This window comes from Nocardia flavorosea (assembly GCF_015477805.1).
In the GTDB taxonomy this organism is placed as follows: Bacteria; Actinomycetota; Actinomycetes; order Mycobacteriales; family Mycobacteriaceae; genus Nocardia; species Nocardia flavorosea_A.
In genome coordinates this window covers 439,990-456,441 of the sequence record NZ_JADLQL010000005.1, presented here as the reverse complement: position 1 = coordinate 456,441, position 16,452 = coordinate 439,990, and the positions used below count along the sequence as shown (strand labels likewise).

15 protein-coding genes are annotated in these 16,452 nt (G+C 66.2%); 10 read left to right on the top strand and 5 right to left on the bottom strand.

What is annotated here, in order from left to right:
• Positions 1-65: 65 nt before the first annotated feature.
• Together IU448_RS23755 and IU448_RS23750 are read left to right on the top strand one after the other, a co-directional pair.
• A complete protein-coding gene (locus IU448_RS23755) occupies positions 66-266 on the top strand; it encodes a hypothetical protein (protein ID WP_195057862.1) in 201 nt (66 codons plus the stop codon).
• A gap of 274 nt (positions 267-540) precedes the next feature.
• The gene (locus IU448_RS23750) at positions 541-2,631 is read left to right on the top strand and encodes an alpha/beta hydrolase (protein WP_195057861.1); all 2,091 of its coding nucleotides are present in this window, start codon (positions 541-543) and stop codon (positions 2,629-2,631) included.
• Between the two features lie 188 nt (positions 2,632-2,819).
• On the opposite strand, the gene IU448_RS23745 is transcribed toward IU448_RS23750, so the two are convergent.
• On the bottom strand, positions 2,820-3,731 hold the full coding sequence (locus IU448_RS23745) for a GNAT family N-acetyltransferase (protein ID WP_195057860.1): 912 nt from the start codon (positions 3,729-3,731) through the stop codon (positions 2,820-2,822).
• 759 nt (positions 3,732-4,490) lie between these two features.
• Between IU448_RS23745 and IU448_RS23740 the strand changes: the two genes are divergently transcribed.
• From IU448_RS23740 to IU448_RS23725, 4 genes are all read left to right on the top strand, one after another.
• A complete protein-coding gene (locus IU448_RS23740) occupies positions 4,491-5,078 on the top strand; it encodes a DUF1707 SHOCT-like domain-containing protein (RefSeq protein ID WP_195057859.1) in 588 nt (195 codons plus the stop codon).
• A 127-nt stretch (positions 5,079-5,205) separates the two neighbouring features.
• Positions 5,206-5,649, top strand: a complete 444-nt coding sequence (locus IU448_RS23735; RefSeq protein ID WP_195057858.1) for an AAA family ATPase — start codon at positions 5,206-5,208, stop codon at positions 5,647-5,649.
• A 192-nt stretch (positions 5,650-5,841) separates the two neighbouring features.
• Complete coding sequence (locus tag IU448_RS23730) at positions 5,842-6,972, top strand: M20 family metallopeptidase (protein ID WP_195057857.1); 1,131 nt, start codon at positions 5,842-5,844, stop codon at positions 6,970-6,972.
• A gap of 22 nt (positions 6,973-6,994) precedes the next feature.
• Positions 6,995-8,032 carry an NAD-dependent epimerase/dehydratase family protein gene (locus IU448_RS23725; RefSeq protein ID WP_324188691.1) on the top strand — a complete coding sequence of 346 codons (1,038 nt, stop codon included), beginning with the start codon at positions 6,995-6,997 and terminating at the stop codon, positions 8,030-8,032.
• Here IU448_RS23725 and IU448_RS23720 read toward each other — a convergent pair whose 3' ends face one another.
• Positions 8,033-9,328 carry a hypothetical protein gene (locus IU448_RS23720; protein WP_195057855.1) on the bottom strand — a complete coding sequence of 432 codons (1,296 nt, stop codon included), beginning with the start codon at positions 9,326-9,328 and terminating at the stop codon, positions 8,033-8,035.
• A gap of 266 nt (positions 9,329-9,594) precedes the next feature.
• Here IU448_RS23720 and IU448_RS23715 point away from each other — a divergent pair, with 266 nt between their 5' ends.
• Positions 9,595-9,891: a hypothetical protein gene (locus tag IU448_RS23715; protein ID WP_195057854.1), complete on the top strand. Its 297-nt coding sequence runs from the start codon at positions 9,595-9,597 to the stop codon at positions 9,889-9,891.
• A 79-nt stretch (positions 9,892-9,970) separates the two neighbouring features.
• The gene (locus IU448_RS23710; protein WP_195057853.1) at positions 9,971-11,563 is read left to right on the top strand and encodes an SAM-dependent methyltransferase; all 1,593 of its coding nucleotides are present in this window, start codon (positions 9,971-9,973) and stop codon (positions 11,561-11,563) included.
• Here IU448_RS23710 and IU448_RS23705 read toward each other — a convergent pair.
• Positions 11,549-12,643, bottom strand: coding sequence for a hypothetical protein (locus IU448_RS23705; protein ID WP_195057852.1), 1,095 nt, complete (start codon positions 12,641-12,643; stop codon positions 11,549-11,551). The two genes, IU448_RS23710 and IU448_RS23705, sit on opposite strands and share 15 nt — an antisense overlap.
• 39 nt (positions 12,644-12,682) lie before the next feature.
• The gene (locus tag IU448_RS23700) at positions 12,683-13,255 is read right to left on the bottom strand and encodes a helix-turn-helix domain-containing protein (RefSeq protein ID WP_195057851.1); all 573 of its coding nucleotides are present in this window, start codon (positions 13,253-13,255) and stop codon (positions 12,683-12,685) included.
• 67 nt (positions 13,256-13,322) lie between these two features.
• Between IU448_RS23700 and IU448_RS23695 the strand changes: the two genes are divergently transcribed.
• Positions 13,323-14,303: an alpha/beta hydrolase family protein gene (locus tag IU448_RS23695; RefSeq protein ID WP_195057850.1), complete on the top strand. Its 981-nt coding sequence runs from the start codon at positions 13,323-13,325 to the stop codon at positions 14,301-14,303.
• 34 nt (positions 14,304-14,337) lie between these two features.
• Positions 14,338-15,306: an MsnO8 family LLM class oxidoreductase gene (locus IU448_RS23690; RefSeq protein WP_195057849.1), complete on the top strand. Its 969-nt coding sequence runs from the start codon at positions 14,338-14,340 to the stop codon at positions 15,304-15,306.
• 143 nt (positions 15,307-15,449) lie between these two features.
• Here the strand turns inward: IU448_RS23690 and IU448_RS23685 are convergent, their stop codons facing one another.
• Positions 15,450-16,433 carry an Rpn family recombination-promoting nuclease/putative transposase gene (locus IU448_RS23685; protein WP_195057848.1) on the bottom strand — a complete coding sequence of 328 codons (984 nt, stop codon included), beginning with the start codon at positions 16,431-16,433 and terminating at the stop codon, positions 15,450-15,452.
• Between the last annotated feature and the right edge of the window lie 19 nt (positions 16,434-16,452).

Below are 16,452 nucleotides of genomic sequence, written 5' to 3'. Positions count from 1 at the left end.
ACTATATACCCGCATATGCGGGTATATCAGGGTAAATCTGCCGGTACTCGTATCCAGCCCGCATCATGAACCGGCAAAAGCCGTGGAGTTCGGCCGAATCGGTCGCGGTATCCGGCGATCAACGCGCATGGATCGGTGGCGACAGCGCCCTCTCCTATCGAAGATCCTGCCGCACCAGCTCCGACACCGGGCTGATCCTGGTGCCGAAAGCCGACCACAACGTCCCGTCGGTCATCCGGCGCAGTGTGAACCGGTACTTGCCGTAGCATGCGCGCGATACCGGTGACAGCCGTGTCCGGCCGACCACGCGGTAGGGGTTCCCGTCGATCCGTACACTCTGCTGCATGCTTGCTCGCCCCTCTCACTGTTCGTGATGATGTCGAGCGCCACAGTGGCAGGAGAGTGCTGAAAGACACCTGAAACGAGCTGAAGGTCTTTTCAGACTCGCCGACAGCGGCAACGACAGAAACGCCGCCCGAGAACTCCGCGCTTACCGTTGGTGGTGGTTACGTCCTTCCCGCCCCGCCTACGCTGCTGGCCGTGGGAAACGAATTGGAGTGCAACGAATCCGGTCATCGGCGCGTGGAACCCCATGAGCGCGCGAAGCAACGCCGAGCGATATGGCTGGGTGCTGCCGCAGTGGCGGCGGTCGTCAGCGCAGTTCTGGTGGGCTGGAGCGTAGCCGATCAGATGCTTCCCGGGATGGGCGGTGTGGTCGCGTTGTCAGCGGCGATGGATATCGCCATCGCGTTCGGTGCTGCGACTGTGCTGACTCTAGTGGTCTGGGCGGTTCTGCGTCGCCGGGTCCGGTGGTTTTCCCTGTATCTGTGGGTGGTGTCGGCCGGGCTGGTCCTGTTGGTGACCCGGGGCGCGGGGACGAGTGCCACAGCCTGGTATCTCACCGTGGCGGCCGCTGTCGTGGGTGCTTCACTGGCCGGTGCGGGGGCCGGGGCACTGCTGCACCGCGGGACCACGCGGCTGCCGCGGCGGCCGATCGCCGCGTTGGTCGCGGGAGTTCTGGTGCTCTGCCTGCCCGGCACCTGGCTGGTGGCCGGGGGCGAACCCGCGCCGCCGGCCGATGCGGTGGCGGCCGGAGTGGACGGCGGGGCCCCCGGGCCGTTCCCGGTCGAGACCGCTGTCTACGGCAGCGGGACCGACCTGCGAGCGCCCTACGACGCGGCGGGAGTGGACCTGCGCACCGAACCGGTCGATGCCTGCGCCATCGTCAGCGGCTGGGATGACCGCCGGGAGCAGCACTGGGGCTTCGGCGCGGACCGGTTTCCGCTCAATGCACGAGTCTGGTACCCGGTATCGGATGCTGCGGCACCGCTGATAATCATCGTGCACGGCAACACCAGTGCCGCGACCGCTTCCGAAGCTGGGTTCGAGTATCTCGGGCGCTATCTGGCCGGCCAGGGGTACATCGTGGCGGCGCTCGACGAGAACTTTCTCAACACCGGCCCGCTGGACAGGTCCGGTGGGCTCAGCGGCGTGGACCATGCCAGAGGATGGCTGGTTCTCGAGCACCTGAAGGTATGGCAGACCTGGGCCGATGAACCGGAGCATCGACTCGGCAGCCGAGTCGATATGAGCCGCATCGGGCTGATCGGTCATTCTCGTGGCGGTGAAGCGATCACCACCGCGGTCGAGCTGAATGCCCGGACAGAAGCGCCGGGATTCGCTATCCGCTCGTTGTTCGCGCTGGCGCCGACCGACGGACTGTACGAGCCGGAGGACACCGGCCGGGCGGGTTCGCCCGATACCGATTTCGTGGTCTTGCAAGGCGCGCAGGACGCCGACGTCATCGGGTTCGGCGGACTGGATCAGTGGGCGCGGGTCGACGTCGGCGCCGACCGGCTCAAGGGCGCTGTGGTCATGGAGGGGCTGAACCATGCGCAGTTCAACAGCCGATGGGGCCGTTACGACATCGGCAACGGGCTTCCCAAACACTTCATAGATACCGGACGCCTGGTTCCCGCGCAGCAGCAGCGGCGCATCGCCGCCGCCTGGGCGCTGGCTACATTCCGGGCCACCCTCGGCGACGACCCCGCGGACCGCGAGGCACTCATCGCCGCACTGTCGGTCCCGCGTGACACCGACCGGCCTCGATCCGCGCGCCGGGTGAGTGTCTCCGCAACCCTGCCGGCCACTGACGTGACGGCCACCGGAGTCAGCGAATTCGAGGAGGTCCCGCTGCCCTTGCGGGGCGGCCCCGGTGCCGAAATCGTGCGTTCGGTCCGCTGGGAGGCGGCGGGCGCGGCACCGACGGTGACAGCACGGTTCCCCGGCGGGGCCGATATCGGCAGCGCGCGACTGGTGTTCGACGCGGGGTCGCGGTCGCAGCCGGTGGACGTCCGGATCAGCGTGACCGATACCGCCGGAAGAACCGCGACCTTGCCGGCGGCGGTCCGCGTCGCCGGGCCCCTCGACACCGAGTACCTGCGGTGGGAGTGGATGCAACCGGTGGCAGCTACGCAGCCGCTGCCGCAGACATATGCGGTTGCGGTGAGTCCGGAGGTGATGCGCGCGGCAGGGGTGGATCCCAGCGCCGTCAGTTCGGTGGACTTGGTCTTCGCGGCGGATGCGGCAGGTTCGGTCCTGCTCGGCCCGGTCGGCCTGCGACCGGAGTGAACCGTGGACCTGACGGGCACGCTTGCCTGCAGCTGAACGATCAGTGGAGACTGCACCGGGCCCGGGCCCGGGCCCGGGACCGGGCCCGGGACCGGCTGTGCCGCCGGTCCGCCCCCGAACCGGCGGGGGATTTCCTGCGCCTCTGGACGGGCCCAGTGGTACGCGACCGGCCGAATATTTCGGAAATGTCAGGCGGTGAGTTCGAGGGTGATGGCGGTGAAGCCCGTATCGGACTCGGGATGACGCCCGATCTCGCGGAAGCCCAGCCGGGCATAGAAGGCGCGAGCGGCGGTGTTGAGCTCGAACACATCCAGCGTCACTCGGCCGTGAAGGCGCAGCGCATGGGCGACCAACTGTTTTCCGATCCCCATTTTCTGGGCTCCGGGGTCGACGAACAATCCGCCGATCTCCGAACCCAGCAACCCCATCAGCCCGACTACGCCGCCGGCCGGGTTCTCGGCGACCCAGTTATCGGCCTCGACGAGGTAGATCTCGCGAAGCTTGCGTTCCCGCTCTCCGGCGCCTTCGTTCGCGATGAACGGATGCGCGATGCGGGAGGCGCGGCTCCAGAGACCGACCACGGCCTCTTCGTCCTCGGGACGGTAGGGACGGATAGTCGGGGAGGAAGGTTCGGACCGGCGGGCAGCCGGGACCGGCGACAATGACAACGCCATTTCGTTCTCTGGCCGCAGGTCTTCGGCACTGCACGGCCGGACGGCGCCCGTGCGGAGGAATCCGTTGCGCAGATACAGTTTCTCCGCGGCCTGGTTGCCGTCGAGTACCCACAGCCGCAACTCCCGGTGCCCGGCTCCGCGCGCCCACTCGGCTACGGCATGCACGAGCTGATCGGAGACGCCGGTCCGCCGGGCCGGGACAGCGGTCCACATCGACACCAGTTCGGGCCCGCCCTCAGTGGCGATGACGCCCGCCGAACCCACCGGCCGTGCACCCGTCACGGCGACGAAGAACGGACACCGGCGCGCCGTCCACTCCCGCCACTGCTGTTCGTTCCACAGTGCGGCCTCGGTGTGGGGGTGGAGAAGGTGCCCGGGGGCGACCCGGCGAGCGCATCCAGCCGCACCGTCCGCGCGATCGCCCATTCATCCGGCCCGAGCGTCCGTATCTTCATGCTCCTATGCTCCGACGAAAACAACTACGCGACAAACGATTATTCGCTTCGGACGTCCTGGGGCACCGACTCCGACACCGGGCGGATCCGGGTGCCGAACGCCGTCCACAGGGTCCCGTCGGTCATCCGGCGCAGCGTGAACCGGTACTTGCCGTAGCACGCGCGCGATACGGGCGACAGCCGTACCCGGCCCACCGACGTCACCTATCCGGACAGCAGCCCGGACTGCCGATGATCCTGTTGTCGGTGTACTCCGTCGTGCCTGTCTTTCTGCTTCCACCGGTCACGTTCAGCTGCTCTCACGAACACGGCGGGTCCCGGCGATTTCGGCGGCGACTAGGCAGGCGACAGCGGTATCGGTGAGGTGAGGGAGTGATCGCCGTGTTGCTCGAAGCCGCCGATCGGCAGAACCGGGACGCGCCGGATTCACCGCTCGTGTCGATGAAGCTCGTGCAGGACTCCGCGTAGCAGTCCGCCGGGCGATCACCCGGAGTCGTCTGACCGGTCCCCGCCGTAGACGACACTGCCGCCACGGACTGCGGGAGTGCTCCATGCCCTGACAATCGCAGCCCACCCTGCTTGAACCTGCGCTGACCGTATCCGTGGGCTGCGCCGGGTGCCACCTCGCCGGCCACACCGGGCTGGTCCGGCCGGGCCTCGGATTCTGATCGCGGCTGCACCCGCCCATGACCGGCTGTGCCGCCGTGCCGGCTCGGATACCGTGTGACTCATGACGATCGAGCCGACGCCCGAGCACCTTCCCGCATTGCGGGCCGGTGATGCCGATCGTGAGCGGGCCGCTGCGATCGTTCAGACGGCGTTCGCCGAGGGACGGCTGGATCTAGTCGAGTTCGACGAGCGGATGGCCGCTGTCTACGCCCGCCGCACAGTGCCGGAACTGGAGACGCTCACCGCCGATCTGGTTCCGGCCGCCCACGGAAGCAGGGCCGACCGGCTCGTCCTGCGGTCCACCGGCAGTTCGGTGAAGCGGGAAGGGGTATGGCGGGTTCCGCCGCAGCTCACCATCGAAACCGAACACGGCGGGGTGCGTCTCGATTTCACCGCGGCGGTGGTGCGTTCGCCGGAGGTGTGGGTGGAGGTGAAATCCGCGCACGGATCGATTCTGTTGATCGTTCCGCTGGGATGGAGCGTCGATATCGACGAAGTGACCAGCGAATGGGGCAAGGTGACCAACAAAGCGGGTCCGCCGGTATCCGGCCTGCCGCTGCTGCGGGTCACCGGGGTGGTCCAGCATGCGCGGGTCACCGTCCGGCACCCGCGTCGCCGCTGGTGGTGGCCGTTCGGCTCACGCGTCTAGGGCGTGTGGATCAAGTTCGATTCGATCCAGTTCAGCGATGAGCGGAGCGTGGCAAGTCTCAACGTCAGTGGCGGAGCGTAACTTCGGCCCGGTGGCAGTGAACGAGGCTTGAGCACCCCGCGTCCTGATGATGTGCGGGCCAGGCGGTGCCGGCAAGACCACCCACGCCAAGCGACTGGAGCGCGAGGGCTGGACGCGTTTGTCGTTCGAGGTGGAGTTCTGGGATCGCGGGATCACGACGATGCCCTCCGCCGATGTGATCGCCGAGGTGGCAGCAGACCTGAAGGCGCGCTTGTTGCGCCATGTCACGGCGGGAAACGATGTCGTGCTCGACTTCGGGTTCTGGTTCCGGCGACAACGCGATGAGTTCCGCGCACTGCTAGCACCCCAGGGCATCGTGCCGGAGACTGTCTACATCGCAACGAGTCTCGAGACCATCCTGAGCCGAGTCGGTTACCGACACGGCAGGCAGGCGGACGATTGGCCGCTCACCGAGCAGACGGCGACGGAGTACTTCGAGCGGTTCGAGCCGCCGGCACCCGAGGAGGGACCGCTCGAGGTGGTCAGCTAGGTCTTCGGCCAACGAGTGCACCAGGTTTTCCAGCGCCGATTCGCCCTTCGTCGCGTCGGCCGGCGATGGACTGCCGATGATCCCAGCTGTCGGTGTACTCCGTCATGCTGATGACCAGGAGGTGGGATCGGATCGAAAGATCGTCGGTGATGCTTCGCCCAGGAGCCCCGGCGGGCGTAGGAAGATCGGCGGATGGGCAACTACGACGACATACTCGCGGGCGCCGAACGCAAGCTTCCCGACATGCTGGACCGGTTTCGTGTGCTGGTGGACTGCGAGTCACCATCGGACGATCAGCGTGGCCTCGAACTCTGTGCATCGCTGATCCGGCCGTGGCTGGCGGAAGCCGTTGAGCGTTCGGCCCGAATAGAACGTGTGGGCGAGAACGTGCACATTCTGGCCGAAGCGCCGCAACCCGAGGTGCTGATACTCGGCCATTTCGACACCGTGTGGCCGATCGGCACAACCGCTGACTGGCCGTTCTCGATTACTGATGGGATTGCCAGTGGTCCGGGCACATTCGATATGAAGGGCGGTATCGTCCAGGCGATCGCAGCGCTCGAACTCCTGGCGGACCCGTCGCATGTGAGTGTCTTGCTGACCAGCGACGAAGAGGTCGGTTCGGTGTCGTCGCGGGCCCTGATCGAGGAACAGGCGCGAAAAGCCGGGGCTGTCCTGGTGTGTGAACCCAGCGCGGACGGTGGTGCGGTGAAGATCGGACGTAAGGGGATCGCGAATTATCGCGTCACGGTCACCGGTCGGGCCGCCCATGCCGGGCTGGAGCCGGAGCTCGGAGTGAACGCCGGGGTCGAGCTGGCGCACCAGATTCTGGCGATAGCAGGTCTGGCATCGGGTGAGACTTCGGTCGTCCCGACGGTCCTCACGGCAGGGACCACCGTGAACACAGTCCCGGAATCGGCGCAGTGTGCGGTGGACGCGCGGTCGTGGGCCGTGTCGGACCTGGAGCACGTCGATCGGGAGATGGCTGCGTTGGTCCCGCGTCTGCCCGGCGCGGCAGTGAGGGTGAGTGGCGGCATCGATCGACCCCCGTTCGAAGAGAGCAGCTCGCGCGATTTGTATCGTGAGGCTGCGTCGGCGGCCCGGGAACTGGGCTTCGCCCCCTTACCGGCTGTGCGGTCAGGCGGCGCGTCCGACGGCAACCTGACGGCTGCGATCGGTGTGCCCACCCTCGACGGGCTCGGTGCCGTCGGTGGCCACCCACATGCGCGCAACGAGCATGTCGACGTCGACGCCATGCCCGAACGGGTTGCCCTTCTTGCTGTCCTCCTGGAACGGTTGCGGCACCGTTCGCCCACCGCGTGACCGGAGCACCACAATGACAAGCGTGACACGAGTTCTCATCTTGGGCGGTTCCTGGTTTCTCGGTCGTGAGATCGCCGAGCGTGCGGTGGCGCAGGGCTGGGAGGTGACGACATTCCGGCGCGGTCGAACCGGGACCGATGTCGAGGGTGTGACGACCGTGCGCGGTGACCGCGCAGACCACGACGATTTGGCACGCCTGGCGAGTTCCGGGCCTTGGGACGTCGTCGTCGACACATCCAGCTTCGTGCCACGCGAGACTCTGGCGCTGGCTCGCGCACTCGAACCGGTGGCCGACCGCTACGTGCTGGTGTCGACCGTCTCGGTGTACCAAGGGTGGCCGATCGAACCACTGACGGAGTCGTCCCCTGTGCTGGAGTGCCCTTCTGATGCCGGACCGGGTTTCGGATATGACGGCGACCCGGGACCATCCACCTACGGGTTCGGCAAAGCCGGCTGCGAACGTGCCGTCACCGAAACCTTCGGAACGGCGCGGACCACGATCCTGCGGCCCGGCGTCATCCTCGGTCCGCACGAGTACGTCGGTCGCTTGGAATGGTGGCTCCGGCGAATGCAACGCGGGGGTCGCGTGCTCGTGCCCGGCAGCCCCGACCGGCCGATACAACCCGTAGACGTCCGCGACGTCGCCGCATTCGCGCTTACTCCGGACCTGACCGGTGTCTACAACGTGACTGCGGCCCGCCGTGAGCGGATGGGCGACATGTTGGGAGCGTGCCGAGACATCACCGGCGGCGGCGCGGTACTGGAGTGGGTGACCGACGAACAGTGGCTCGCCCGGCAAGGCATTCGTCAATGGACCGAACTACCGCTCTGGCGCACATACGCGGGCGTGTGGAATGTGGACGCGAGCAACGCCCGTGAGGCGGGATTCACCTGTCGGCCGATACGCGAGACCGTGTCCGCCACGTGGATGTGGCTCAACAGCGGCGGCTCCGCGGTGCGGCACGAGCGGGCGGGTGAGCTGGGTATCAGCCCGGAGCGCGAGGCGACCATCCTTGGGCTGTGGGATGCCGCTCAGCTCGACCATTGCGGCAGCGAGTAGCTACCTCGCCGGTGGCAGCGCTCGCATACCGGTGGTGCGCGAAAGCGATATCGAGGTGAAGTCCTCGATTGCTGCGCCGAGCTGCAGGGCCTCGGTCGCACCGCGGTAACGGCTGGTGCCGAGGGTGCGGGCGAGCGCGTGCAGCCGCAACGCGATCGCCTCGGTCCGGCGCGTGGGCGGCAACTCGAACACAGGCTGCAGCGCATCTTGCGCCCCGGCGAGATCGTCTCGCAGTGCTCGGGCAGTACCGAGATCGACGTGCGCGCCGAGGGCTCCGGCAGCCCAACGCTGCGCGGCCGGGATCGTGGCGAAAAGACTTACTGCTTGCGCCGCTTCCTGTTCGGCTTGCTCCCCGTCGCCGAGTGCGACATATGCGGCTCCTGCGCAGAGTGCTCGTCGAGGTCGGTCGAATGCCAGCTCGCCGCCTACTTCGTCGAGGAACTCGTCGGTGCCGGCCCGGTCCAGCTCTGCGGACGCAGCCTGTAGTTCGGAGTGCACCTCGCCGCGGGCGCCGAGCATTGCCAGCGCTCGCGCGTTGACGGAGTGCAGCCGTGCCCGCGCCGTCCCGGCCGGTGCGGTGTCGAGCGCTGTGGTGGCGATCCGGTGGGCGCGGCGTGGGAACCCGGACCAGAAAGCGAGCGTCACCTGCAGGGCGCGCGCCCACGCCTGGAGGGACGGGTGGTCGATGACGCAACCGTAGGTGTAGGCGGCTCGGGCCTGCTCTTCCGCTGGTTCCACCAGGCCGAGGTCCCATGACACCGACGACAGCAGACCACACACTTGTCCGGCCAACAGGTAGAGCGCCGCCTGTTGCAGTGGTTTGTGGGTGCGGTCGAGTTGCTCGTAGATGGTGTCGCGCAGTCTGACCAGATCGGTCAGCATTTCCAGTGGGGGAGTGATGTAGTAGGCGGTGGCCGCTTTCCCGGCCGCCGCATGGAGATGCTCCAGTGCGGACGGGTCCAGTGCGGAGGCCGCTTCGATGGCGTGGTTCACCGATTCGTGTGCTGCGGACACAGCAAGCTCCTGTTCAGTGACGGGACGATTGTGGGTCTCGTTGTGCGGTGGTCCGAACAGGACGGCGATGGGTTCACCGAACCAGGTTTCGAGGACCCGCCGGGCGCCGGCTCGCGGCTGCCCCGCGCCGCCCTGAAACCAGCGCTTCGCGGCGCTGCGGGACACCTCGACCTCGGCCCCGAGATGTTCGGCGCGGCTGGCGAACTCGCGCTGGAAATCTCCGGTGCCCAGACCGTGTTCCCCGGCGAGCTGTTCGAGTCGGGTACGCGGTTCCTTGCCCATACCTACCTCCACCCACGGCGATCAACGTGCCGACATTGCACCCCATAGTTGCAGGGTCGCAGGCGAAGTGGGCCGAATGTGGGCCGAAGCGGGCTCTTGTGGGCCGTACGTGGGCCGCTGCCCGGCGTGATGCTGAGGGCAGGCTGCGACGCCAGGTGAGCCCGACAAGGCTTCCCGCCCTCGCCAGTTCGATCCGGTGGGTGACTCGAATGTCCTTGGCGTCGTGGCTGCCACGGAACTGCGCGACCGAAAGGAGTCAGGGAGCCATGGATTGTGAGAGCCGGAGAGCAGTCGTGGAAGCACTGCCGATCCGGAAACCGAGCACAGTCGGCCGGATGTCGGTGAACAACGAGACGATGTCCTCAGCGTTGGAGTGGTGGTTGGACAGTGCCGAGTATCGAGAACTGCTCGAACGGACTCGAGACGGGTTGCTCGCATTGAACGAATCGGCCGGCGCGCTGGTGCAGCCCACTCGCGAGGACAGCGAACGCCTTCAACGTGAGGTCGATGGTGTGATTGCCCGCTGGAAGGCCCACCGGTCGAGGGCGCGGCGTGCCGGCTGATGAGGTAGTCGAGGAAGATCCGGCACCGGTGCCACCGCCACTACTGCGAGACCCTGCACTTCATGACGAAAGTTCGGGCATGACCGGGACCATGCCGCACGAGTCGGAGGGGCGCGGCATCGTTCGTCCGAATATCGCGCGGGTCTGCAACAGGATGCTGGGCGGGAAGGACAATTACCCAACCGACGCGGACGTCGTCGTAGAGCTCGAGAAAACGGCTCCCGGCCAGCAGGCCGCGGCGTGGGCGAGCCGGAAGTTTCAGCAGCGCGTGCTGCGGTACCTCGCCGACACCGTCGGCGTTCGGCAATTTCTGGACCTCGGTGCCGGACTGCTGGTCCCGGAGGTACGCCGGGTCAACACGCACGAGATCGTGGACTTCGCTCCACGGATCGCACCGGCAGACCGGCCGATTGTCGTCTATATCGACAGCGACCCGGTCTGTGTCGCCCACGGTCGTGCACTGCTCGCGGCGACCGAACAGACCCACTACCTTCCGGGCGACCTGACCGATCCGGGCCTGCTGCACGATCCGGCGGTCAGCACGTACCTCGACCTTCGGCAACCGATCTGTGTGCTGCTGTGCGGGGTGTTGCACCACGTCACCGATAGTCTCGAACCTGCGCGGGTCGTGAGCGGCTGGATCGAGGTGCTGCCGCCCGGTTCGTTCCTGGTACTCACCCATCTCTTCGACCCGGGCCCTGCCGATAGCCTGCACGAGTACGCGATGTTGTGCCAGAGCCGGTATTCGGCAACGCTCGGGTCTGGCTGGTTCCGCACTCGCGAGCAGATCACCGGCTTCTTCGATGGCTTGCAGATGGTTACGCCCGGGTTAGTCCAGCCGGGCGACTGGTGGCCGTGTGGTCCGCCGGTGCAGCCGCGGTCCGTAGCGGAGCGGTTGGTTCTCGCAGGAGTCGGTTCGAAAGCGTGCGCGTGGGGAACCGGTCTGAGGGAGGACTGTGCTGTGAGTTCAGTGCTTCGTCCGGCAATTTCGCCGGCCATGGTGGGTCGCACGAGCACAACAACGCTGACACAAGACAGTGACAGGTACCGTTCTGTTGCACCGTGCACGCCGGTTCACAGCAAGCAGGGGAAAGGGCCCGGAAAAATGGGAAACGACTTGTTCGATAAGGCCGCTCAAACCGATCCGGCATGGCTGGACTTTGCTCGTTCGAACCGCATTACCGCACAGGTCGATCGGTTGTTCACCGAGACTCTACCGACTGTTCCAACCGGACCGGCCGGTTGGAAGTCCTACGCCGGCAATGCCGTACCACCGATGCCGCAGGTCGATCGTTACAGCGACGATATGACTTTGCAGTGGTTGGCCGACGTGTTCGAATACTTCCTACCCGAAGCCGACACGGTCATAGACAATCCTGACCTGGCCGACCAATGGGTCTGCTACATCGGGGAATACTTCGTCCGCCACTGCGGCGGAAAATGGATCAACGCCCCCCGGATTGCGGACGGCATGCTCTACAAATTCGGGCCCGCGATCGCCTACGACTGGACCGACGCCCTCGACATGCCGGTCGATGTGCTTTACAGCGCGGTGGAAGAACAGGATTTCACGGTCGTCAATGACCAGTGGTACGACCGCACGGTCGAGTACGCCGAAGTGCACGGACTACCGCACGAAGCCATCGAACACCGGCAATCACACGACGGATAACGCGACTCGGGGCCATGGGGTTCGGCAATGTCCGACGACGAGCAGCGTCGACGATCCGAACGAGGGCGTAAGCATCAGGAGCGCGGACGTCAGTTTCACCGCGGGATGGCCGAGATACGCGGCGAAACTGCCAAGAACGGCTGGCGGCATGAACTTATCGTAGAGCTCGGGCCCGGCCGATCGCGACGGCACGACACGGCGCGCATCAATGAACGCGGCGGTCGCGACTTCACCGAGTACAAGGGCGGCAACAAAGTCGGCGGCGATTTCACCATGCGCCAGCTGGCCAAGGACCGCGAAATCCTCGAGCGCGACCTCAACGCCCGCGGCACGTGGGTGCTGATCCAGGGCTCGGCCAGTCGGGAAGTTCAGAAGGCACTGGATGCACTGGTTCGTGATTGCGGCGGCCGATTCCGGGTCGAGGAAGTTTCCCGCGCTCAGGCCGTGCTGGCGCGCCAACGAGGCCGGGCGCTGGAGCGCGAACGAAGCCAATTGGAGCTGTTCAACTCCGCGGAACTGCGAATGCAGCAGCGGCGGCAGGAACGGGAACAACGGGAACGGGATCGAGAGCGCACACAGGAGGCCGCCCGGCGCGCGACCGAACGTATCGAACTCGAGCGCAAAGCACGGGAGCAGCGTGCGGCCGCCGAACGGCTGGCTGTCGCTGCGCGCCAGGCGCGAGAAGCCGCCGCCCGGGGCGAGCGTCGCCCGATGAGCATCCGTGAGGTGTCCGACGTGCTCGCAATATCGCAGCCGACACCGGGAGACCAAAGCCCACTCCGGCACCACCCGCACGTCCAGCACCGCAGCAACCGGGCACGGGAACGGAACAGCAGGGAACGTGACTTGGGGCGCGAACGTTGACCCGAAGCCGTGCCACCCTGCGTTGTAGCTACGGGGACACAGCCCAGACCGAAAGCGAGTTGGCACCCGGCACGCCCGGGCAGACTTCGGCACAAGCCGGGTGATCACAAAATATTTGAAAGGATGATCACCTTGCCAGTCCTCATCGAGAGTCTCACCAGCACGGCCGAGCGTGACGGAGTCGTGCAGCTCGTCGTTGGTGGTGTCATTCTTCATGACGACCGCGTTCTTCTCCTCGCCGCTCCGGAGACGAGTTCATGGGCGGCATATGTCCGACGGTTCCTTCGGCTGGATTTCTAGGCTCCCACCGGCCGGGAACAGGATCGGGCTCAGGAGATACTGAACGCGCTCGGGGGTGGGCGAATTGCTCAGGCGCGGAAGGATTACCGCGCGTAGATCGTCGATCAGCTCCGCAACTTCGGTGGAGGAGAGCCATACCCCGTGCTGCCGGTATCCGACCAGGTCGGCACCCGGGTCGGCGTCGGCGCGGTCGAGGTAGGAGTTGAATTCGGCGAGCAGAGTGGCCATGGCGGCGGCGAATACCGCGCGATGGTCGTCGGGGGTCACCGAAGCCATGGTGTCCGCGTCGACGGTGGCGCGGTCCCGGCGTAGGCGATAGGCGCGTTCTACGGCACCGCGCACCCGGTGTTCGCCGGCGACCTCGAGCACGCCGGCGGTGGTGAGTAGATCGACGTGGCGATAGACGGTCGCCTTCGATACGCCGGTCAGGCGGGCGCACAGCTGGGTGGTGGTGCAGGTCTGTCCGCCGGACAAGGCGTGCACGATGCGTAATCGCACCGGATGCGCCAGCAGCTCCAGGGAATCCATGAGGACATATTCTCACTCGTGATACTGTTCGCAAAGTTGAGAATGTTCGATCGGTGTGGAGGCCGTCATGGATTCAATCGAATCGGCTGTTGCGGATACCGGAATATGGCAGCCGCCGGCGTATGCGGACCCGGATTCGTTCGTCGAGCAGGAGGTGACGGTGGGCTCGGGGCTGTCGGCCGTGCCGGGCACCATCGCCCTGCCCCGCGGGGAAGGGGCGTTTCCGGCGGCCGTGCTGCTGGCCGGGGGTGGACCGTTCGACAGGGACGGCACAGCGGGTCCGAACAAGAACCTGAAAGACATTGCGTGGGGGCTGGCCAGTCGTGGTGTGGCGGTGTTGCGCTTCGACAAGATCACCTATACACACCGCGATCGAATCGCTGCCACACCCGAATTCACGCCGACCGACGAATACGTTCCGCATGCTGTCGCAGGGATCGAGATACTGCGCGGTCTGGCCACAGTCGACGGTGACCGTGTCTACGTGATCGGCCACAGCATGGGCGGCAGGTTCGCGCCACGCGTGGCCGCCGCCGAACCCGCGGTGGCCGGTCTGGTCGTCCTCGCCGGGGACACGGTGCCGATCCAGTGGTCGATGGTTCGCGTCATCGAGCATCTGACGCGGGTCGATCCGGCATCCGCCGCGGTCCTACCCACTGTGGCGACCGCCACCGAACACGCGAACCTGGTGGACAGCCCGGAACTTTCACCCACCACACCCAGCGCGAAGTTACCTTTCGGGATGCCCGCACCGTATTGGCTGGATATGCGCGCCTACGATCCCGTGGCAGTGGCGGCGACGCTGGACGTCCCCATGATGTTCATGCAGGGCGAACGCGACTATCAGGTCACCGTGGAGGGCGATCTGGCCGGATGGCGGGCCGGTCTGGCCGGCCGTCCGGGGATGACGATCCGCACCTATCCGGCCGACGACCATATGTTCTTTCCCGGGACCGGTCCGTCGATGCCTGCGGACTATGCCCGTCCGCACCATGTGGACCCGGAGATCGTGGCCGATATCGCCGAGTGGATGACATCGCGCGGTTGACGCGTTGCGCCAGAGCAGGGACGAAGGAGGACTGATGCGTATCTCCCTGCTCGACCGCGCCCGGACACGCAGCGGTGAGTCCGATGCCGCTGCCGTGACCACCACGGTGCAACGAGCGGTACGGGCGGAGGAGCTCGGCTTTCGCCGATTCTGGACTGCCGAACATCACGCGGTGCCGGGTATCGCCGGCGCGGCCCCCACCCTGTTGCTCGCGGCGATCGGGGCGCGTACTCGCAGCATCCGGCTCGGGACCGGCGGGATCATGGTCCCCAACCACAGTCCGCTGGTGGTCGCGGAGCAGGCGTTACTTCTCGAATCGCTGTATCCGGGAAGGGTCGATATCGGACTCGGCGGTTCGCTCGGATTCACGCCTCCGATCCGGCGGGCGCTGGGGCGGACGACCCTGCGTCCGGGCGAATACGAGGCCGATATCGAGGAGATCCGCTCTTATCTGGACGGACGCGCCGATATCACGGTCAGGCCCCGCGTCGAGCCGCCGCCGGTTTTCCTGCTCGCCATCAAGGACGGACTGTCTCTCGCTGCGGAGTTGGGGTTGCCGGTAGTGATCGGAGGTCCGCTCGTTCAGGACGCGAAGGCGATCGATGCCTATTTCCAGGACTTCCGGCCCAGCGCACGCCAACCGGATCCGTATCTGATGGTGAGTGCAGATATCGTCGTCGCCGAAACCGCCGAGCGTGCCCGGGACCTTCTGCTGCCGGAAGCCTGGGCCTACGCCGATTCCCGGGATGTCGGCGAATTCCGGGCGCTGCAACCCGTCGAGGACGTGCGCCGGATGCTCGGTAGTGCACGCGCGAAGAAGGTCGATGCCGTGCGCACCTGGATGACGGGAGCTGTCGCGGGCACTCCGGAACTGGTCGCCGACGAGCTGGCCGACCTTCTCGAGCGGACCGGTGCATCCGAGATCCTCGCCAGCGTGAGTGCCTACGATCGCGAGGACGTCAGGAGAACCGACGAGTTCCTCGCCTCGCTACAGAATCGATAGCAGGTCAGGCGATGAACCAAGGCGCCGACAGCTCGATCGGCGGGATGGGGCGGTGGTCCCGGTACCACCCCGCCGTGCAATCTCGGTCCTGCGGCCCACCCGCCACATAGTGGACATGGATCATCGGCACTGTCGGTTGTCGCTCAGCTACTGCCGAAGAACTCCTCGAGACTGTTCGCGGTCAGCACCCGCTCCGTCCATATCTCGAGCTCGGCGGGATCACCGGCCTCCAACCGCTCGGCGATCCCGTCGGGCAAGGGGCCGAATTTCAGGGAGAGCTGGCGTAGCAAGACCTTGGCCTGGCCCTTGGCCTGGCCCATGGCTTGGCCTTCCGCTCGGAGTTGTTCTGCTGTCGTCACCGCGACCTCCTTCGCCAGCGGACCGAGCCGATCGACCACACGCTCCAGATCCTGCGCGCTGGTCTCGGACACCTTACTAATGTAGCTGAACAGGCCATACAGGTTATCGGCCCCGCTCGGGGACTCTTCCACTGCCCGCAGCACCTCGATATGTGGTTGCAGATCCCGGTCCAGATGTTCGTTTCCGAAAGCCAGACGGTGCAGGATCAGCATCATCAGCACCGAGGGGGCGAGACCGCGGGCGTAGAGCTGGTCGAGATCGATCCAGGCAAGGTCGTCGACCAGGATCCGAAACCGCGGCACCAGGTCACCCAGTCGCGCCCGTACACCCGCGTCGGTGCCGATGCGATCCGCCAGTTCGGTGGTGTAGTTCCATCGCCGGGTATTGGGGCCGGAGTTGACCACCACCGGAATCACCAGCGGGTAGTACTCGGTGTTCGGATGCTCTTTGAGATACCTGCCCCAGATCGCCACCATGTATTCGAGGACCCGCAGCGGCATATGTTTATCGGGCGAACTCTGATGCTCGAGCAGCAGATGAACGAACCCGTCGCGACCGGCCAGCGTGGTCCGGAACAACACGTCACAGTCACGGTTTCGTAGATCCGGCAGGATATAGGCTCCCGACGCCGGCACCATACTGTCCCAGTCGATCAGCGCCACCAGCCACTGCGGGAGGACCGCCCGCAATTCCCCCGCGGCCGCGGCAGGGTCCGACATGATCTGCCGGAACAGCGAATCATGCGGATTATCCTGCTTTACAACCATATTCGGCAACGTACCGGTT